The sequence below is a fragment of the Microbacterium sp. genome (genome assembly GCF_035687345.1).
Lineage (GTDB): Bacteria > Actinomycetota > Actinomycetes > Actinomycetales > Microbacteriaceae > Microbacterium.
In genome coordinates this window covers 1-14,196 of record NZ_DASRXZ010000022.1, presented here as the reverse complement: position 1 = coordinate 14,196, position 14,196 = coordinate 1, and the positions used below count along the sequence as shown (strand labels likewise).

General features: G+C 69.9%; 15 protein-coding genes and 2 tRNA genes. 10 read left to right on the top strand and 7 right to left on the bottom strand.

The genetic code is table 11. The features are described 5' to 3' along the window. From VFF97_RS02425 to VFF97_RS02410, 4 genes are all read left to right on the top strand, one after another. Positions 1–1,476 (top strand): ERAP1-like C-terminal domain-containing protein (locus VFF97_RS02425; protein WP_325031898.1); only part of this gene is annotated, 1,476 nt, incomplete at its 5' end. A gap of 87 nt (positions 1,477–1,563) precedes the next feature. Then, positions 1,564–2,637 (top strand): mechanosensitive ion channel family protein, encoded by a 1,074-nt coding sequence (locus VFF97_RS02420; protein ID WP_325031897.1) that lies wholly within the window; start codon positions 1,564–1,566, stop codon positions 2,635–2,637. Next, entirely contained in the window at positions 2,634–3,188 is a 555-nt protein-coding gene (locus tag VFF97_RS02415; protein ID WP_414684212.1) for a globin, read from the top strand. Before VFF97_RS02420 ends, VFF97_RS02415 begins: the two co-directional genes overlap by 4 nt. A gap of 41 nt (positions 3,189–3,229) precedes the next feature. Then, positions 3,230–4,897 (top strand): FAD-binding dehydrogenase, encoded by a 1,668-nt coding sequence (locus VFF97_RS02410; RefSeq protein ID WP_325031896.1) that lies wholly within the window; start codon positions 3,230–3,232, stop codon positions 4,895–4,897. Here VFF97_RS02410 and VFF97_RS02405 read toward each other — a convergent pair. Continuing rightward, positions 4,894–5,580, bottom strand: a complete 687-nt coding sequence (locus tag VFF97_RS02405; RefSeq protein ID WP_325031895.1) for a hypothetical protein — start codon at positions 5,578–5,580, stop codon at positions 4,894–4,896. The genes VFF97_RS02410 and VFF97_RS02405 overlap by 4 nt on opposite strands. Positions 5,581–5,697: 117 nt before the next feature. Here VFF97_RS02405 and VFF97_RS02400 point away from each other — a divergent pair, with 117 nt between their 5' ends. Then, positions 5,698–6,558, top strand: a complete 861-nt coding sequence (locus tag VFF97_RS02400; RefSeq protein WP_325031899.1) for an acyl-CoA thioesterase II — start codon at positions 5,698–5,700, stop codon at positions 6,556–6,558. An 82-nt stretch (positions 6,559–6,640) separates the two neighbouring features. Here VFF97_RS02400 and VFF97_RS02395 read toward each other — a convergent pair whose 3' ends face one another. The 4 genes from VFF97_RS02395 to VFF97_RS02380 form a co-directional block, all read right to left on the bottom strand. Next, a complete protein-coding gene (locus tag VFF97_RS02395; protein ID WP_325031894.1) occupies positions 6,641–7,174 on the bottom strand; it encodes a thioesterase family protein in 534 nt (177 codons plus the stop codon). Then, complete coding sequence (gene ettA, locus VFF97_RS02390) at positions 7,167–8,846, bottom strand: energy-dependent translational throttle protein EttA (protein ID WP_325031893.1); 1,680 nt, start codon at positions 8,844–8,846, stop codon at positions 7,167–7,169. The genes VFF97_RS02395 and ettA overlap by 8 nt, the downstream gene beginning before the upstream one ends. Positions 8,847–9,126: 280 nt before the next feature. Beyond that, on the bottom strand, positions 9,127–9,672 hold the full coding sequence (locus tag VFF97_RS02385; RefSeq protein WP_325031892.1) for a DUF6993 domain-containing protein: 546 nt from the start codon (positions 9,670–9,672) through the stop codon (positions 9,127–9,129). Positions 9,673–9,712: 40 nt separating this feature from the next. After that, positions 9,713–10,285 carry a single-stranded DNA-binding protein gene (locus VFF97_RS02380; protein WP_325031891.1) on the bottom strand — a complete coding sequence of 191 codons (573 nt, stop codon included), beginning with the start codon at positions 10,283–10,285 and terminating at the stop codon, positions 9,713–9,715. Positions 10,286–10,514: 229 nt separating this feature from the next. On the opposite strand from VFF97_RS02380, the gene VFF97_RS02375 reads away from it, so the two are divergent. Then, the gene (locus VFF97_RS02375; protein WP_325031890.1) at positions 10,515–10,808 is read left to right on the top strand and encodes a hypothetical protein; all 294 of its coding nucleotides are present in this window, start codon (positions 10,515–10,517) and stop codon (positions 10,806–10,808) included. Between the two features lie 12 nt (positions 10,809–10,820). Here the strand turns inward: VFF97_RS02375 and VFF97_RS02370 are convergent, their stop codons facing one another. Continuing rightward, positions 10,821–12,257 (bottom strand): PLP-dependent aminotransferase family protein, encoded by a 1,437-nt coding sequence (locus tag VFF97_RS02370; RefSeq protein WP_325031889.1) that lies wholly within the window; start codon positions 12,255–12,257, stop codon positions 10,821–10,823. Between the two features lie 35 nt (positions 12,258–12,292). Between VFF97_RS02370 and VFF97_RS02365 the strand changes: the two genes are divergently transcribed. Further along, entirely contained in the window at positions 12,293–12,955 is a 663-nt protein-coding gene (locus VFF97_RS02365; RefSeq protein WP_414684211.1) for a YczE/YyaS/YitT family protein, read from the top strand. A gap of 10 nt (positions 12,956–12,965) precedes the next feature. On the opposite strand, the gene VFF97_RS02360 is transcribed toward VFF97_RS02365, so the two are convergent. After that, complete coding sequence (locus tag VFF97_RS02360; protein WP_325031887.1) at positions 12,966–13,178, bottom strand: methyltransferase; 213 nt, start codon at positions 13,176–13,178, stop codon at positions 12,966–12,968. A gap of 105 nt (positions 13,179–13,283) precedes the next feature. Between VFF97_RS02360 and VFF97_RS02355 the strand changes: the two genes are divergently transcribed. From VFF97_RS02355 to VFF97_RS02345, 3 genes are all read left to right on the top strand, one after another. Further along, positions 13,284–13,359, top strand: a tRNA-Arg gene (locus tag VFF97_RS02355). 79 nt (positions 13,360–13,438) lie between these two features. Further along, positions 13,439–14,065 (top strand): oligoribonuclease, encoded by a 627-nt coding sequence (gene orn / locus VFF97_RS02350; RefSeq protein ID WP_325031886.1) that lies wholly within the window; start codon positions 13,439–13,441, stop codon positions 14,063–14,065. A 37-nt stretch (positions 14,066–14,102) separates the two neighbouring features. Further along, positions 14,103–14,178 (top strand) — tRNA-His (locus VFF97_RS02345). The last annotated feature ends 18 nt before the right edge of the window (positions 14,179–14,196 follow it).

Genomic DNA, 14,196 nt, shown 5'->3' with positions numbered 1-14,196 from the left:
CAGGACCAGCTGCCGTCGACGCATCCGGTCGTCGCCGAGATCCGCGACCTCGAGGACGTGCAGGTCAACTTCGACGGCATCACGTACGCCAAGGGCGGGTCGGTGCTCAAGCAGCTCGCCGCGTGGGTGGGCATCGAGCAGTTCTTCGCCGGCGTCGCCGCGTACTTCAAGAAGCACGAGTGGTCGAACACCGAGCTGTCCGACCTCCTCGCGGAGCTCGAGGCCACGAGCGGCCGCGAGCTGTCGAGCTGGTCGAAGAAGTGGCTCGAGACGGCCGGCGTCAACACGCTGTCGCCCGAGATCAAGACCGACGTCGACGGTGAGATCACGCGCTTCGCGATCGTGCAGACCGCCCCGGCGGACTACCCCACGATCCGACCGCACCGCCTCGGCGTGGGCTTCTACGACCTGCAGGGCGACGCGCTCGTGCGCACGCACCGCGTCGAGCTCGACGTCGACGGCGACCTCACCGAGGTGCCCGAGCTGAAGGGCCGCAAGCGCCCCGACCTCGTGCTGCTCAACGACGACGACCTCGCGTACGCGAAGATCCGCCTCGACCAGCAGTCCCTCCGCACCGCGATCGACCACCTCGCGGGGATCAGCGACCCGCTCGCGCGCTCCCTCGTGTGGGGCGCGGCCTGGGACCAGACGCGCGACGCCGAGGCATCCGCGAGCGACTACATCGACCTCGTGCTGCGCAACATCGGCTCCGAGACCGAGTCGACGACTGTGCGCACGACCCTCGCGCAGCTCCAGCTCGCGGCGAACTCGTACGTGGCGCCCGACAAGCGCACCGCGTCGCGCGAGAAGGTCGCCGACGGTCTGTGGGAGCTCGCACAGGCGGCCGAGGCCGGCAGCGACAGCCAGCTGCAGTTCGTGACGGCGTTCGCGAGCGCCGCCGCGACCCCCGCGCAGTGGGAGACCGTGCGCAAGGTCCGCGACGGCGAGACGACGCTCGACGGCCTCGAGATCGACACCGACCTCTCGTGGCAGCTGCTCGTGTCGCTCGCCGCGGGCGGCGTCGTGACGGCGGCCGACATCGACGAGGCGCTCGCCGCGGACAACACCGCGAAGGGCGGCGAGTTCGCCGCGCAGGCGAAGGCCGCGCTGCCGGGCGCCGACGCGAAGAAGGCCGCGTGGTCGTCGCTCATCGACAAGGACGACCTGCCCAACACGATCGTGCGCTCGGCCACCCTCGGGTTCACTCATCCCGCGACGGTCGGCGACCTGACCGAGTTCGTCGAGCCGTACTTCGCGATGCTGATCCCGGTGTGGGAGTCGCGCACGTACAAGATCGCGGAGTACCTCATCACGGGGCTCTACCCGGCGCCGCTCGCGAATGTCGAGCTTCGCGATGCGACCCGCAAGTGGCTCGAGGCGAACGCCGATGCCGCCCCCGCGCTGCGCCGCCTCGTGCTCGAGAACCTTGCGGGCGTCGAGCGCGCCCTGTCGGTGCAGGAGCGCGACGCGCAGTAATCACGACACGACGGATGCCCCGGCCCGCCGTGCACGGTAGGCCGGGGCATCCGTTTCTCTCAGCCTCGCCTCGTTAAGATCGACCCGATGGACATCGCCCCCTTCGCAACGGCTCCGCCGCCCCAGTGGTCCTGGGAGTGGTGGCTCCAGATCATCACCCAGACGGGATGGAAGGTCATCGCGATCGCGGCGATCATCGTCGGCGCGTTCGTCGTCTCGTGGCTGCTCAAATTCGTCATCCGGCGCGTCGTCAACCGCATCGTGTCCGGGGCCAAGAGCAAGGCGCGCGTGGATGACACGCAGGCCCTCGAACGCACCCCGCTCGCCGCGGTCCGGCTCGTGCAGCGCACGCGCACGCTGGGCTCGATCCTGCAGAACATCGTCAACGTCGCGATCGTCATCGTCGCGATCCTGATGATCATCAACGTCATCGACTCGTCGGTGCTGGGCTCGTTCGCGCTCCTGTCCGCCGCGATCGGCGCGGGACTCGGCTTCGGCGCGCAGAACATCGTCAAGGACGTGCTCAACGGCATCTTCATCGTCGCGGAGGACCAGATCGGCATCGGCGACGTCGTCGACGTCGGCCTCGCGTCGGGAATCGTCGAGTACGTGAGCGTGCGCATCACTCACGTGCGCGACGTCAACGGCACGCTGTGGTACGTGCGCAACGGAGAGATCACGCGCATCGGCAACATGTCGCAGGGCTGGTCGCGCGTCATCGTCGACCTCGCGGTGCCGGCGGACGCCGACATCGAGACCGTCGAGGACGCGCTTCTCCAAGCCGCGAAGACCCTGCACAAGGAGCCGAAGTGGCGAACGCGCATCCTCGAGCAGCCCGAGGTGTGGGGACTGGAGTCCGTGTCGGGCGATGCGCTCGTCATCCGCGTCGTCATGAAGACGCGCCCCAACGCGAAGGACGACGTCGCGCGCGAGCTGCGCATGCGCCTCAAGCGCGCGATCGACGAACTGGGGCTCACGCTCCCGCAGCTCAGCACCGTCATGCTCACGGGCCTCGAGGGTGCCCAGCGCGTGCGCGGAGCGAACCCGCCCAAGACGAAGCCCAACCCCGTGCCGCCCGACGCGGGCAAGGCCGGCAGCGTGGTCTGGAAGCCGAAGAAGCCGAAGCAGCCGAAACAGGATCCGAGCGGGGGTGCGCAATGAGCGACGACACGGATGCCGCGCCCCTCACCTTCTACGAAGAGGTCGGCGGCCACGAGACGTTCGTCCGCCTGGTCGACACGTTCTACCGGGGCGTCGCCGAGGACGAGCTGCTGCGCCCGATGTATCCGGAAGAGGATCTCGGTCCCGCCGCCGAGCGGCTCACGATGTTCCTCGAGCAGTACTGGGGCGGCCCCACGACGTACAGCGAGAGGCGGGGGCACCCGAGACTGCGGATGCGGCACTCCCCGTACCACGTCAACCCCGAGGCCCGCGACCGGTGGCTCAAGCACATGCGCGACGCCGTCGATGAGCTGCGGCTTCCGCCGCTCCACGAGGAGACGCTGTGGGACTACCTGCAGCGCGCGGCGTTCGCGATGGTCAACACGTTCGAGCCGACGGGCATCGGCCCCGCAGCAGGCGGACGCGACGCGACGATCGTCCCGCGACCGGACGCCGGGAACGTGCCGCGGTCTTCGATCCCCGTGACGGCTGCCCCGGCATCCGGCGACGATCGCCGCGACGACTCGGCAGTGCCGCCCGGAAGCGACTGATCTCCCCACACCCACGCAGCACACGACAAAGGAGTCGCCACATGCCCGCACCCTCGCCGCACTCCGCGGACCTGCTCGTCATCGGCTGGGGCCTCGCCGGCCTCGTCGCGGCATCCGAGGCGGTCGCGGCCGGCAAGCGCGTCGTCATCGTCGACCAGGAGCCGCGCACGAATCTCGGCGGCCAGGCGTGGTGGTCGTTCGGAGGGCTCTTCTTCATCGATTCACCCGAGCAGCGTCGGTTCGGCATCAAGGACTCGCTCGAGCTCGCGCGCCAGGACTGGTTCGGCAACGCGGGCTTCGACCGCGAGGACGACGCGTGGCCGCGCCGGTGGGCCGAGGCCTACCTCCAGTTCGCGCACGGCGAGAAGCGCGCGTGGCTGCGCGAGAAGGGTGTCGGCTTCTTCCCGGTCGTCGGGTGGGCGGAGCGCGGCGGCTACACGGCCGCAGGACCAGGCAACTCGGTGCCGCGGTTCCACATCACGTGGGGCACGGGCCCGGGGCTCGTTGCGCCGTTCCAGGCCGCTGTGGAGGCCGCCGAGGCGGCGGGTCGGCTCACGATCCTCCCGCGGCACCGCGTGACCGCGCTCACGACCTCAGGCGGCGCGGTGACGGGCGCGACGGGCGACATCCTCGAGCCGTCGGGCGCGGCTCGCGGAGTGGCGACCTCGCGGGAGGTCGTCGGATCGTTCGAGGTGACCGCCGGAGCGACGATCGTGGCATCGGGCGGCATCGGCGGTAACCACGACCTCGTGCGCGAGTGGTGGCCCGAGCGGCTCGGCCCCGCTCCCGCGACGATGGTGACGGGCGTGCCCGCGTACGTCGACGGCTCGATGCAGATCGTCGCGGACGCGGCCGGCGCGCGGCTCATCAACCGCGACCGCATGTGGCATTACGTCGAGGGCATCCAGAACTGGGACCCGGTGTGGCCGGACCACGGCATCCGGATCCTGCCCGGCCCGTCGTCGGTCTGGCTCGACGCGACGGGTCATCGCCTGCCCGTACCGCTCTTCCCCGGCTTCGACACGCTCGGCACACTCGCGCACCTGCGCGCCACCGGCCACGACCACTCGTGGTTCGTGCTGTCGCAGAAGATCATCGAGAAGGAGTTCACGCTGTCGGGCAGCGAGCAGAACCCCGACCTCACCGGCAAGGACCTCCCGCTGCTCGTGAAGTCCCGCCTCGGCAAGGGGGCAGCCGGTCCCGTGCAGGCGTTCATGGACAGAGGCGCCGACTTCGTCGTACGCGACACGCTCGACGAGCTCATCGCCGGCATGAAGGAGCTGCCCGGCGGCGACGTGCTCGACGCCGACCGGGTGCGCTTCGAGCTCGAGGCGCGGGACCGCGAGATAGACAACGAGTTCACGAAGGACGCCCAGATCGCGATGCTGCGCTCGGCGCGCTCGTACCGCGGCGACCGGCTCGTCCGCACGGCGGTCCCGCACCGGATCCTCGATCCGTCCAACGGGCCGCTCATCGCGGTGAAGCTCCACGTGCTCACCCGCAAGTCCCTCGGCGGCATCGAGACCGATCTGCAGGGGCGTGCTCTCGGCTCGGACGGGCAGCCGGTCCCCGGTCTGTACGCGGCGGGCGAGGCGTCCGGCTTCGGTGGCGGCGGTGTGCACGGTTATCGCGCCCTCGAAGGGACGTTCGTGGGCGGATGCCTCTTCTCCGGTCGCGTCGCCGGGCGGGCCGCCGCCTCCGCGGTCTAGTCCGTGCGGTCGGCCGACGGACCGGTGCGTCTCACATCGGTGAGTCCGACACGCGCGGGCCCGCGGGCGAGCACGTGCCCGCGCGCGAGGGTGAGCCGGGTCCACGGGCCGGACGTGCGCACCGGCACCTCCTCCTCGCCCGCGATGAACCCGAGTGCGAAGGCGGCGAACGCGACGCCCCGCGGAAGACCGCCGAGCGCGTCATCCGGAGCGCCCCAGATCGACGCGCGCACCGCGCGCACGGCGTCCTCGCCCGCATCTGTCGGGACGGCGTGCGCGACGGCCGCGATCCCCCACTGAGCGCGTTCGGCGAGAACGGATGCGGCGACCCGCCCCACCTCGCTCCAACCCGAACGCGGCGGCGCGACTCCCGCCCACGCCGGCGAGACCGCCGTGTCGGGGAGCAGGATCGCGCGATCGTCTTCGGGATCGCGGCGGAGCGCGTCGGCTTCGACGACGAAGTCGCACTCGAGTTCGGGATCGACCGCGACCGCACGCATGCCGAGGATCGTCGGCGTGGTATCGAGGAGCCCGCGCGGCGCCAGTGGCGCCGAGGTCATCGCGAGCACGCCGTTCCGGCCGGCGAGTCGGACCGCGCCATCGCCCAGCCGGGTCGTGCGCCCCGCGAAGGTCAGCGCGTCGGCTGCGGCGTGCGCGTCGGCGAACGGCAGTCGGGCGGGCATCCGCCTAAACTACCAAGGGCGACCGGCGAGTCGGCCGCGCAGACGGGAGGCTTCGTGACCGACGCGAACCAGCCGGTGCCCGAGGGTGTCACCCCCGACCCAGACCCTGTCGCGTCGATGCTCGACGTGCTCGCACTGAACGATTCCGAGGCGCGCACGACCGAAGACATCTTCACGGGTGTGTCGCACCGGATGCCGCTCGGCCGAGTGTACGGCGGTCAGGTGCTCGCCCAGGCGATCGTCGCGGCGGCCCGCACGGTTCCGTCCGACCGCATCGCTCATTCCATGCACGGGTACTTCCTGCGACCGGGCGACGCCAATCAGGGCATCACGTTCGCGGTGGACCGCATCCACGACGGACGCTCCTTCTCGACGCGGCGCACGCAGGCGTTCCAGGACGGGCTGCCGATCTTCTCGATGATCGCGTCGTTCGAGATCGAGACGCCGGGGCTCGAGCACCAGGCGCCGATGCCCACCGACATCCCGGGGCCGGAGGAACTGCCCGACATCGAGGATCACCTCACCGGCCTGCATCCGATGTCGAAGCGGCTGTTCATGGACCGCCCCGCCGATCTGCGGCACATCCCGTCGCCGGTGTACCTGACGGTCGAGGGCGAGCGTGTGCCCCGGCAGGCGGTGTGGATGAAGATCCGCCGCCCGATCCCCGACGACCCGACGATCCACCGTGCGGCGCTCGCGTATCTCAGCGACCTCACGATCCAGGAGTCGGTGCTGCGCGCGCACGGCATTCCGTGGGCGACGCCGGGCCTCAAGGTCGCGAGCCTCGATCATGGCATGTGGTGGCACCGCGACGGACGCGTCGACGAGTGGATGCTCTACGTACAGGAGTCGCCGAGCGCGCGCGGCGGACGCGGGCTCTCCCTCGGCCGGATCTACACGCGCGACGGTCGACTGCTCGCGAGCGTCGCGCAGGAGATCATGATCCGCGTTCCGATGGAGGGCGGCTCTCCCGCCTGAGGCGGCTGCGCGCCTCCGCGGGACTCGGCAGCGCGGGTGCACGCCCCAGCGCCGGTGCGCGGCGTCGGTGCCGATCCGCGCATCAGCGCCGGTGGGCGAACTCGATCGGCGCGCCGAGGAACGGCTCCCACGCCTCGCGTTCCTCGGGGCTCAGCCGGAGCGGCTTGCCGGTTGCGGCGTCGACCTTCACGACGACCGTCACCGCACGCGCGTACACCGTCTGACCGCCCTCGGGACCTGCGCTCTCGAGCGGGCTGCACACCTCGTAGCAGACCTCGATGCTCGAACCGCCGAGCTTGCCGAACCACATCTGGATGTCGAGCGGATGCCGCTGATACGGCACGGGCGCGAGGTACTCGATCTCCTGCCGCGCGATGAGCGTGAGGACGCCGCTGTGCAGACCCGAGTCGAGCACGGCCGTCGTCGGGGCCGTCTCGCCCTCGTCGGGCTGCCAGAACGCGCGCACACGCGCCTCTTCGAGGAGCTTGAGCATCGCCGTGTTGTTGACGTGGTTGAAGGCGTCGAGATCGCCCCAGCGCAACGGGATCGGAATGTGCAGGCGTCCGCCCGCACCGCCGGAAGCACCGGCGGCCGGGGCCGACGACGACTCAGTCACGGGTGAGCTTGCGGTAGGTGTAACGGTGCGGCTTCGCGGCCTCCGGGCCGAGACGCGCGATCTTGTTCTCCTCGTACGCCTCGAAGTTGCCCTCGAACCAATACCAGTTGTCGGGCTCCTCGTCGGTGCCCTCCCACGCGAGGATGTGCGTCGCGATGCGGTCGAGGAACCAGCGGTCGTGCGTGATCACGACGGCGCAGCCGGGGAACTCGAGAAGCGCGTTCTCGAGCGACTGGAGCGTCTCGACGTCGAGGTCGTTCGTCGGCTCGTCGAGCAGCAGGAGGTTGCCGCCCTCCTTGAGGGTGAGCGCGAGGTTGAGGCGGTTGCGCTCACCGCCGGAGAGGACGCCGGCCTTCTTCTGCTGGTCCGGGCCCTTGAAGCCGAACTTCGACACGTAGGCGCGCGACGGGATCTCGGTCTTGCCGACCGTGATGATGTCGAGGCCGTCGGACACGACCTCCCACAGCGTCTTCTCGGGGTCGATGTTCGCGCGCGTCTGGTCGACGTAGCTGATCTTCACGGTCTCACCGATCTTGAGCTCACCGCCGTCCAGCGGCTCGAGCCCGACGATCGTCTTGAACAGCGTCGTCTTGCCGACGCCGTTCGGACCGATGACGCCCACAATGCCGTTGGGCGGCAGGCTGAAGCTGAGGCCGTCGATGAGCGAGCGGCCGTTGAACCCCTTCTTGAGGTTCTTCGCCTCGATCACGACACTGCCGAGGCGCGGCCCCGGCGGGATCTGGATCTCTTCGAAGTCGAGCTTGCGGGTGCGCTCGGCCTCGGCAGCCATCTCCTCGTAGCGCGCCAGACGCGCCTTCGACTTCGCCTGGCGACCCTTCTGATTCGACCGGACCCACTCGAGCTCGTCAGCGAGACGCTTGGCGAGCTTCGCGTCCTTCTTGCCCTGGATCTCGAGGCGCTCGCGCTTCTTCTCGAGGTAGGTCGAGTAGTTGCCCTCGTAGCCGATGAGCCGTCCGCGGTCGACCTCGGCGATCCACTCCGCGACGTTGTCGAGGAAGTACCGGTCGTGCGTGATCGCGATGACGGCGCCGGGGTACTTCTGCAGGTGCTGCTCGAGCCACAGCACGCTCTCGGCGTCGAGGTGGTTCGTGGGCTCGTCGAGCAGCAGCAGGTCGGGCTTCTGCAGGAGCAGCTTCGTCAGCGCCACGCGGCGCTTCTCACCACCGGAGAGCGGCCCGATCGGCGAGTCGCCCGGAGGGGTGCGCAGTGCGTCCATCGCCTGCTCGAGCTGCGAGTCGAGGTCCCACGCGTCGGCGGCGTCGATCTCCTCCTGAAGCGTGCCCATCTCGGCGAGGAGGGAGTCGAAGTCCGCGTCGGGGTCGGCCATGAGGCCGGAGATCTCATTGAACCTGTCGAGCTTCGCCTTGATCGCGATGCCGTCCTGGATGTTCTCGAGCACGGTCTTGGACTCGTCGAGCTCGGGCTCCTGCATGAGGATGCCCACCGAATAGCCGGGCGTGAGCTTCGCCTCACCGTTCGACGGGTGGTCGAGGCCGGCCATGATCTTCAGGATCGTCGACTTGCCGGCGCCGTTGGGGCCGACCATGCCGATCTTCGCCCCGGGCAGGAACGCCATCGTGACGTCGTCGAGGATCAGCTTGTCGCCGACCGCCTTTCGGGCGCGGACCATCTGGTAGATGTACTCAGCCACGGGTGTTTACACGCTCCTCTTGAGGGGTCTGAATGGGCGCCCAGACGGGGCGCGACTGCATCGGCTCGTCGATGCCAAGTGCGGGGGTGTCGAAGCGAGGTGGCGCATCTCGCGATCGACTCGGCTTCCTAGCCTACCCATGGGATAGGGGCCGCATGCTCGACGTGACCCGAGCCCGGGCAGCGTGTGCGAACACGGATGCCTCGAAGAGGTCAACGCGGTGAACGGGACGCCCATTCCCCGGGAAGCCGAGCAGACGCCCCGAGTCGCGGCGCACGGGTCACCAGTCGATCGGACGGGTGTTGCCGATGAGGCATCCGCCCTCGGCGAGAGCCGGCATGACCACCGTGACCGGCTCACCCGTCGCCGGGCCGACCTGACCGATGAGGCACTCGTCGCCCCACAGCACCGAGAATTGGATGCTCTCGGCCGGATCGCCGATCGTCGTCAGGTCGTTCGTCACCTGCATCGCGGACTTGTCGAAGCCTGCTGCAACGAGGGCGTCGATGTACGCGCGCCCTGACGCATGATCGGGTGACGTCCACACCGTCTCGACGACCTGGGCGAACAGCGGCAGGTTGTCTTCGGCGGTGCCGTCGGGCACGAGGACGGGCCCGGTGGACGTCTGTGTCGGCGTCGGCGTCGGTGACACGGCCGGTGTGCTCGGCGCGGCCGTCGACGCTGTCGGCTCGGGCGACGGCTGCGTGCAGGCGCTCAGCAGCGCGCCGAGCGAGAGAGCGAGCACCACGGCCACGGGCCGGCGAACCGGCGCATGCGACGGCGTCTCGCCGACGGCGCGGGTACGGGTGACGAGCCGGCTGGACACCCGACGAGTCTATGACCGACGCACGCGGAGGCCCGTCAGCTCAGAAGGGCACGTCGGCCTCCGTCGGCTCCTTCGACGAGAGAGCCGGCTCACCGTCGGCGAGCACCGACCCCCCGGGGACAACCCACTCGTCTCGCCGGGGCTCCACCGCCGATGCCGAAGCGGCGGATGCGGCATCCGCCGCTTCTCCATTCGCGCCGTCGGAGGCGTCATCCGGCGCCCACGCGTCCTCCGGACTCGACTGCGGTGACGCGGGAGCCTCGGGTCGCGCGAACCGAGAGGTGCCCCAGCGGAGGTCGTGCCCGATCGCGTCGGCCTCGATGTCGACGTCGGTGCCGCTCTTGACGCCGTTGTCCCAGTCGCGCACCTTCAGCTTTCCGCTCACGAGCACCCGGTCGCCCTTCCTGAGCGATGCGATCCCGTTCTCGGCGAGCGCGCGGAACGCCGACACGCGATACCAGTTCGTGCCGTTGTCGACCCACGTGTTCGTCGCGCGATCGTAGCGTCGCTGGCCCGCGGCGAGCCGGAAGCTCGCGATGGGGACTCCGGCGGAGCTGCGTCGCAGCTCGGGGGGCGTGGCGACGATCCCGCTCACGGTGATGGTCTCGGACATGGTCTCTCCTCTCGACGGCCGAGGACTCCCCTCGGCTGCGTCGGTGCCCGCGTGCCCGACGGGCACCGACGTGCGAACAGCATGACGATCGCGGGCCCGCGCCAGCCGCGCCTCCCGCGCCTCACGTGGAAGCCGGGAACCTCTGCCTCGCCTGGGGAGGAATGGACGAAACAGGGGACGATCCGATGTCGGAGGTCGCACATATGTTCGATGGTGAGAGGAGACGACCATGACAACGACGATCCCCACCGCCGCCATCCCCACCCGTCAGCATCCCGAGCGACTCCCCCGCCTCGCCCCACCGATCGCGATGCCCGGCATCCGGCTCGTGCCGGCAGGCCCCGCCCTGTGGCGTGTGCTCGATCGTTCCGGACGTGCGATCGGCCACCTCCAAGCCGTCCTCAAGCCAGAGGGCGTCGCGTGGCGCGCACGGCGCTTCCACCGCCTCACCCGAGAGCTGCGCGACCTCGGCGACTTCTGGTCGCCTGACGACGCAGTGGACTGCCTGCGGTTCGCGCGGTGAGGCGGGCCGCGGTCACACCACGGCGTCGAGCCCTTGCGTATACGCCACCGGAGCGCTCTCGCGCACGTGCGCCCATCCCTCCGCGAGGATCCCGATGGCACGATCGATCTCGTCGGGCGGCCCGGTGAAGGGCACGCGCAGATGACGGTCGTGACCGCCATCGACCGAGAAGCGAGGGCCGGCCGACAACAGAAGGCCGCGCGAGCGCACATCCATGACGAGCGCGGCGCTGAGCGGCGCGCCCATCTCGACCCACAACGAGACTCCGCCGTTCACCTCGGGCACGCGCCACTCCGGCAGCTCGCGCGCGAGAGCGGCGACCGCCGCGTCGCGCCCCGCCCGCAGCAGGTCCGAACGCTGGGCCACGATCCCCGGGAACCTCCGGAGCAGCTCGGTCGCGACCGCCTGCTCGAACTCCGGCGTGCCGAGGTCGTGAGCCGGTCGCGCGGCGACGAGCCGGCGCACGAAGTCTCCGTCCGCACGCACCCAGCCGACTCGAAGGCCTCCCCACACCGTCTTCCCGAGCGATCCGATGCGCACGGTCGACTCCTCGTCGGCTGCGGCGAACACGTGCAGGAACGAGTCATCGCGCTTGTCAGGATCGATCACCAGGTCGGCGGTCGTCTCATCCAGGACGAGCACGCTGCCCGCGCGCTCCGCGGAGTCCCGGATCACTTCCGCCTCACGCACCGACATCGACCGACCCGTGGGGTTCTGGAACGCGGGCATGAGATACGCGGCGATGGGCAGCGTGCGCGCGAACGCCTGCTCGGCGCGCTCCAGGTCCCACCCGTCGTCCGTCGCCACGGGAACCCCGACGAGGCGCGAACCGGCGCGGCGGAAGGCGTCGGCGGCGTGCGGGTAGGTCGGCGTCTCGATGACGAGGCGATCGCCCCGTGCGAGCAGCACGGACGCGACGAGGTGGATGGCGCTCTGTGCACCCGTCGTGACGAGGATCTGCCCCGGCGTCGTGGGCAACCCGCGCGCGGTGTAGTGGTCCGCGATGGCCTCTCGCAGCTCGCGGCGTCCGAAGACGTCATAGCCGACCCTGGAGACGAGCGCCGCCGAAGACGCGGCGACATCGGCCATCACCCCGGCCAGGCCCGGCCACGCCTGCGGGCTCGCCTGCTGCAGATCGAGCATGCCCTCACCGGCACCCGCGCGACCGGGGTCGTGCCGCCGCAGCGGAAGGGTCACGCTGCCCGAGCCGCGCACGCTCGCGATGTGGCCGGTGTCGCGCAGACTGCGGTAGGCGGCGGTCACGGTGCTGCGGCTCACCCGCAGGGCGGCCGCGAGTTCGCGTTCCGCCGGCAGGGCGGTGCCCGGCGCGAGTCGATTGTCGAGACACAGAAGGCGGATGCCGTCGGCCAACGCCTCGTACGCGGGCTCGCGCGTGCGCCACCCGCCCAGGGCGGCCGTGAGGTCACGAGCGGATACTCGGGAGTCCACAAAGGCCAGATTATCCGAATTGGCCTGTATGCGACATGCCAATCCTGAGATTGGATAGCCGAGTGACAAGGCGTGTGATCCAACTCTTCGTCGGCCTGTTCCTCTACGGCGCCGGCTGCGCCCTCGCGATCCAGGCGGGACTGGGCGTCGACCCCTGGACCGTCTTCGCTCAGGGGCTGTCGATCCACACCGGCATCGGGATCGGCTGGGTGACCAACATCCTCGGCCTGCTCATCCTCCTGCTGTGGATCCCGCTCCGCCAGAAGCCGGGCATCGGGACGATCCTGAACATCCTGCTCGTCGGAACGAGCATGCAGGCGACGCTCGCGGTCATCCCGCCGATCGCGGGCTTCTTCGCCCAGCTCGCCGCGCTCCTCGGCGGAGTCGTCATCGTGGCGATCGCGTCCGGCCTGTACATCGGCGCCGGGTTCGGCCCCGGCCCGCGCGACGGGCTCATGACCGGCATGAACTCACGACTGGGCTGGCCGATCTGGGTGTGCCGCGCCATCGTCGAACTCACCGTGCTCGTGGCGGGCTGGCTGCTCGGTGGAACCGTCGGCATCGGCACGGTGCTCTACGCGCTGCTGATCGGACCGCTCGTCCACCTCGCGCTCCCGCTGCTCGACGCGCGGCCCGGGCGTGAAGCCCGCACTCGGCGCATACGACGTGCGGCCGCCCTCGCGGGCGACCGCACGTGAGTGCTGTGTCTCAGTGCTCGCGGAACTCCGGCCACGCGCTGCCCGGGGTCATCCGGGCATGGAGGGCGTTCTTGGCGACCTCCATCGACGGATAGGTTCCCGCGGCCGAGTCGGCGCCCGCCATCGTGACGGTGTAGCCGTTCTCGTCCTTCTTGATGCTGCCGACGACCCCGGACTCGCCATAGGCGACCCAGAGCGCGCGAGGTGTTTCGGTCGTGCTCATGCGAACTCCTTCCGACAGATCCGACGCTACGCTGGCGCCTCGCACGTTGGAAGGGGCGCGCCGCGCTTCGATCTCGCACCGTCGGGACCGGTAGCCTGGAAGGGACCCCCTGTAGCTCAGTGGATAGAGCAGCGGCCTTCTAATCCGCCGGTCGGGCGTTCGAATCGCCCCGGGGGGACCACTGTTGCAGCATCCGTCTCGGAGTGTCGTCCGGGCACCCTCCGGAGGCCGCGTCCCCTGTCCTCACTAGGATGGTCCGCATGGTGGGGGCTTCCGACAACGATCGGCTCGTCTGGATCGACTGCGAGATGACCGGCCTCGATCTCGAAGTCGACGAACTGGTCGAGATCGCGATCGTGGTCACCGACTTCGACCTGCGCCCGCTCGACCCGGGTTTCCAGATCGTCATCAAGCCCGACGACACGGCCCTCGCCAACATGAACGAGTTCGTCACTCAGATGCACACCGCGTCCGGACTGATGGCCGAGATCCCGAACGGCGTGAGCGTCGCCGAGGCGGAGTTCGAGGCGCTCGAGTACATCCAGCGTTTCGTCCCGCAGCAGGGGAAGGCGCCCCTGGCGGGCAACACGATCGGCACCGACCGCATGTTCCTGGCGAAGTACATGCCGCGCATCGACCGCTGGCTGCACTACCGCAACGTCGACGTCTCGAGCATCAAGGAGCTCTCCCGCCGCTGGTACCCCCGGGCGTACATCCACGCGCCGGCGAAAGACGGAGGTCACCGCGCGCTCGCCGACATCCGCGAGTCGATCCGCGAGCTGGCCTACTACCGACAGGCTGTGTTCGTGCCCGAACCGGGTCCGACGAGCGACGGGGCGCGGGCCGCCGCGGCATCCGTCGTGTCATCGTATGCCTCGGGAATATGACAGAATTGTCTGGTTGCCCGCTCGCGCGGGAGACATGGTGGGTATAGCTCAGTTGGTAGAGCACCTGGTTGTGGTCCAGGGGGTCGCGGGTTCAAGTCCCGTTACTCACCCCAAGGAGGGGCCGTTCCACC

What these genes read in the sequence shown, in the direction of transcription:
- VFF97_RS02420 (WP_325031897.1), top strand. Translation starts at nt 1,564, where the DNA reads ATGGACATCGCCCCCTTCGCAACGGCTCCGCCGCCCCAGTGGTCCTGG.
- VFF97_RS02415 (WP_414684212.1), top strand. Translation starts at nt 2,634, where the DNA reads ATGAGCGACGACACGGATGCCGCGCCCCTCACCTTCTACGAAGAGGTC.
- VFF97_RS02410 (WP_325031896.1), top strand. Translation starts at nt 3,230, where the DNA reads ATGCCCGCACCCTCGCCGCACTCCGCGGACCTGCTCGTCATCGGCTGG.
- VFF97_RS02405 (WP_325031895.1), bottom strand. Translation starts at nt 5,580, where the DNA reads ATGCCCGCCCGACTGCCGTTCGCCGACGCGCACGCCGCAGCCGACGCG.
- VFF97_RS02400 (WP_325031899.1), top strand. Translation starts at nt 5,698, where the DNA reads ATGCTCGACGTGCTCGCACTGAACGATTCCGAGGCGCGCACGACCGAA.
- VFF97_RS02380 (WP_325031891.1), bottom strand. Translation starts at nt 10,285, where the DNA reads ATGTCCGAGACCATCACCGTGAGCGGGATCGTCGCCACGCCCCCCGAG.
- VFF97_RS02375 (WP_325031890.1), top strand. Translation starts at nt 10,515, where the DNA reads ATGACAACGACGATCCCCACCGCCGCCATCCCCACCCGTCAGCATCCC.
- VFF97_RS02365 (WP_414684211.1), top strand. Translation starts at nt 12,293, where the DNA reads ATGCCAATCCTGAGATTGGATAGCCGAGTGACAAGGCGTGTGATCCAA.
- VFF97_RS02360 (WP_325031887.1), bottom strand. Translation starts at nt 13,178, where the DNA reads ATGAGCACGACCGAAACACCTCGCGCGCTCTGGGTCGCCTATGGCGAG.
- orn (WP_325031886.1), top strand. Translation starts at nt 13,439, where the DNA reads ATGGTGGGGGCTTCCGACAACGATCGGCTCGTCTGGATCGACTGCGAG.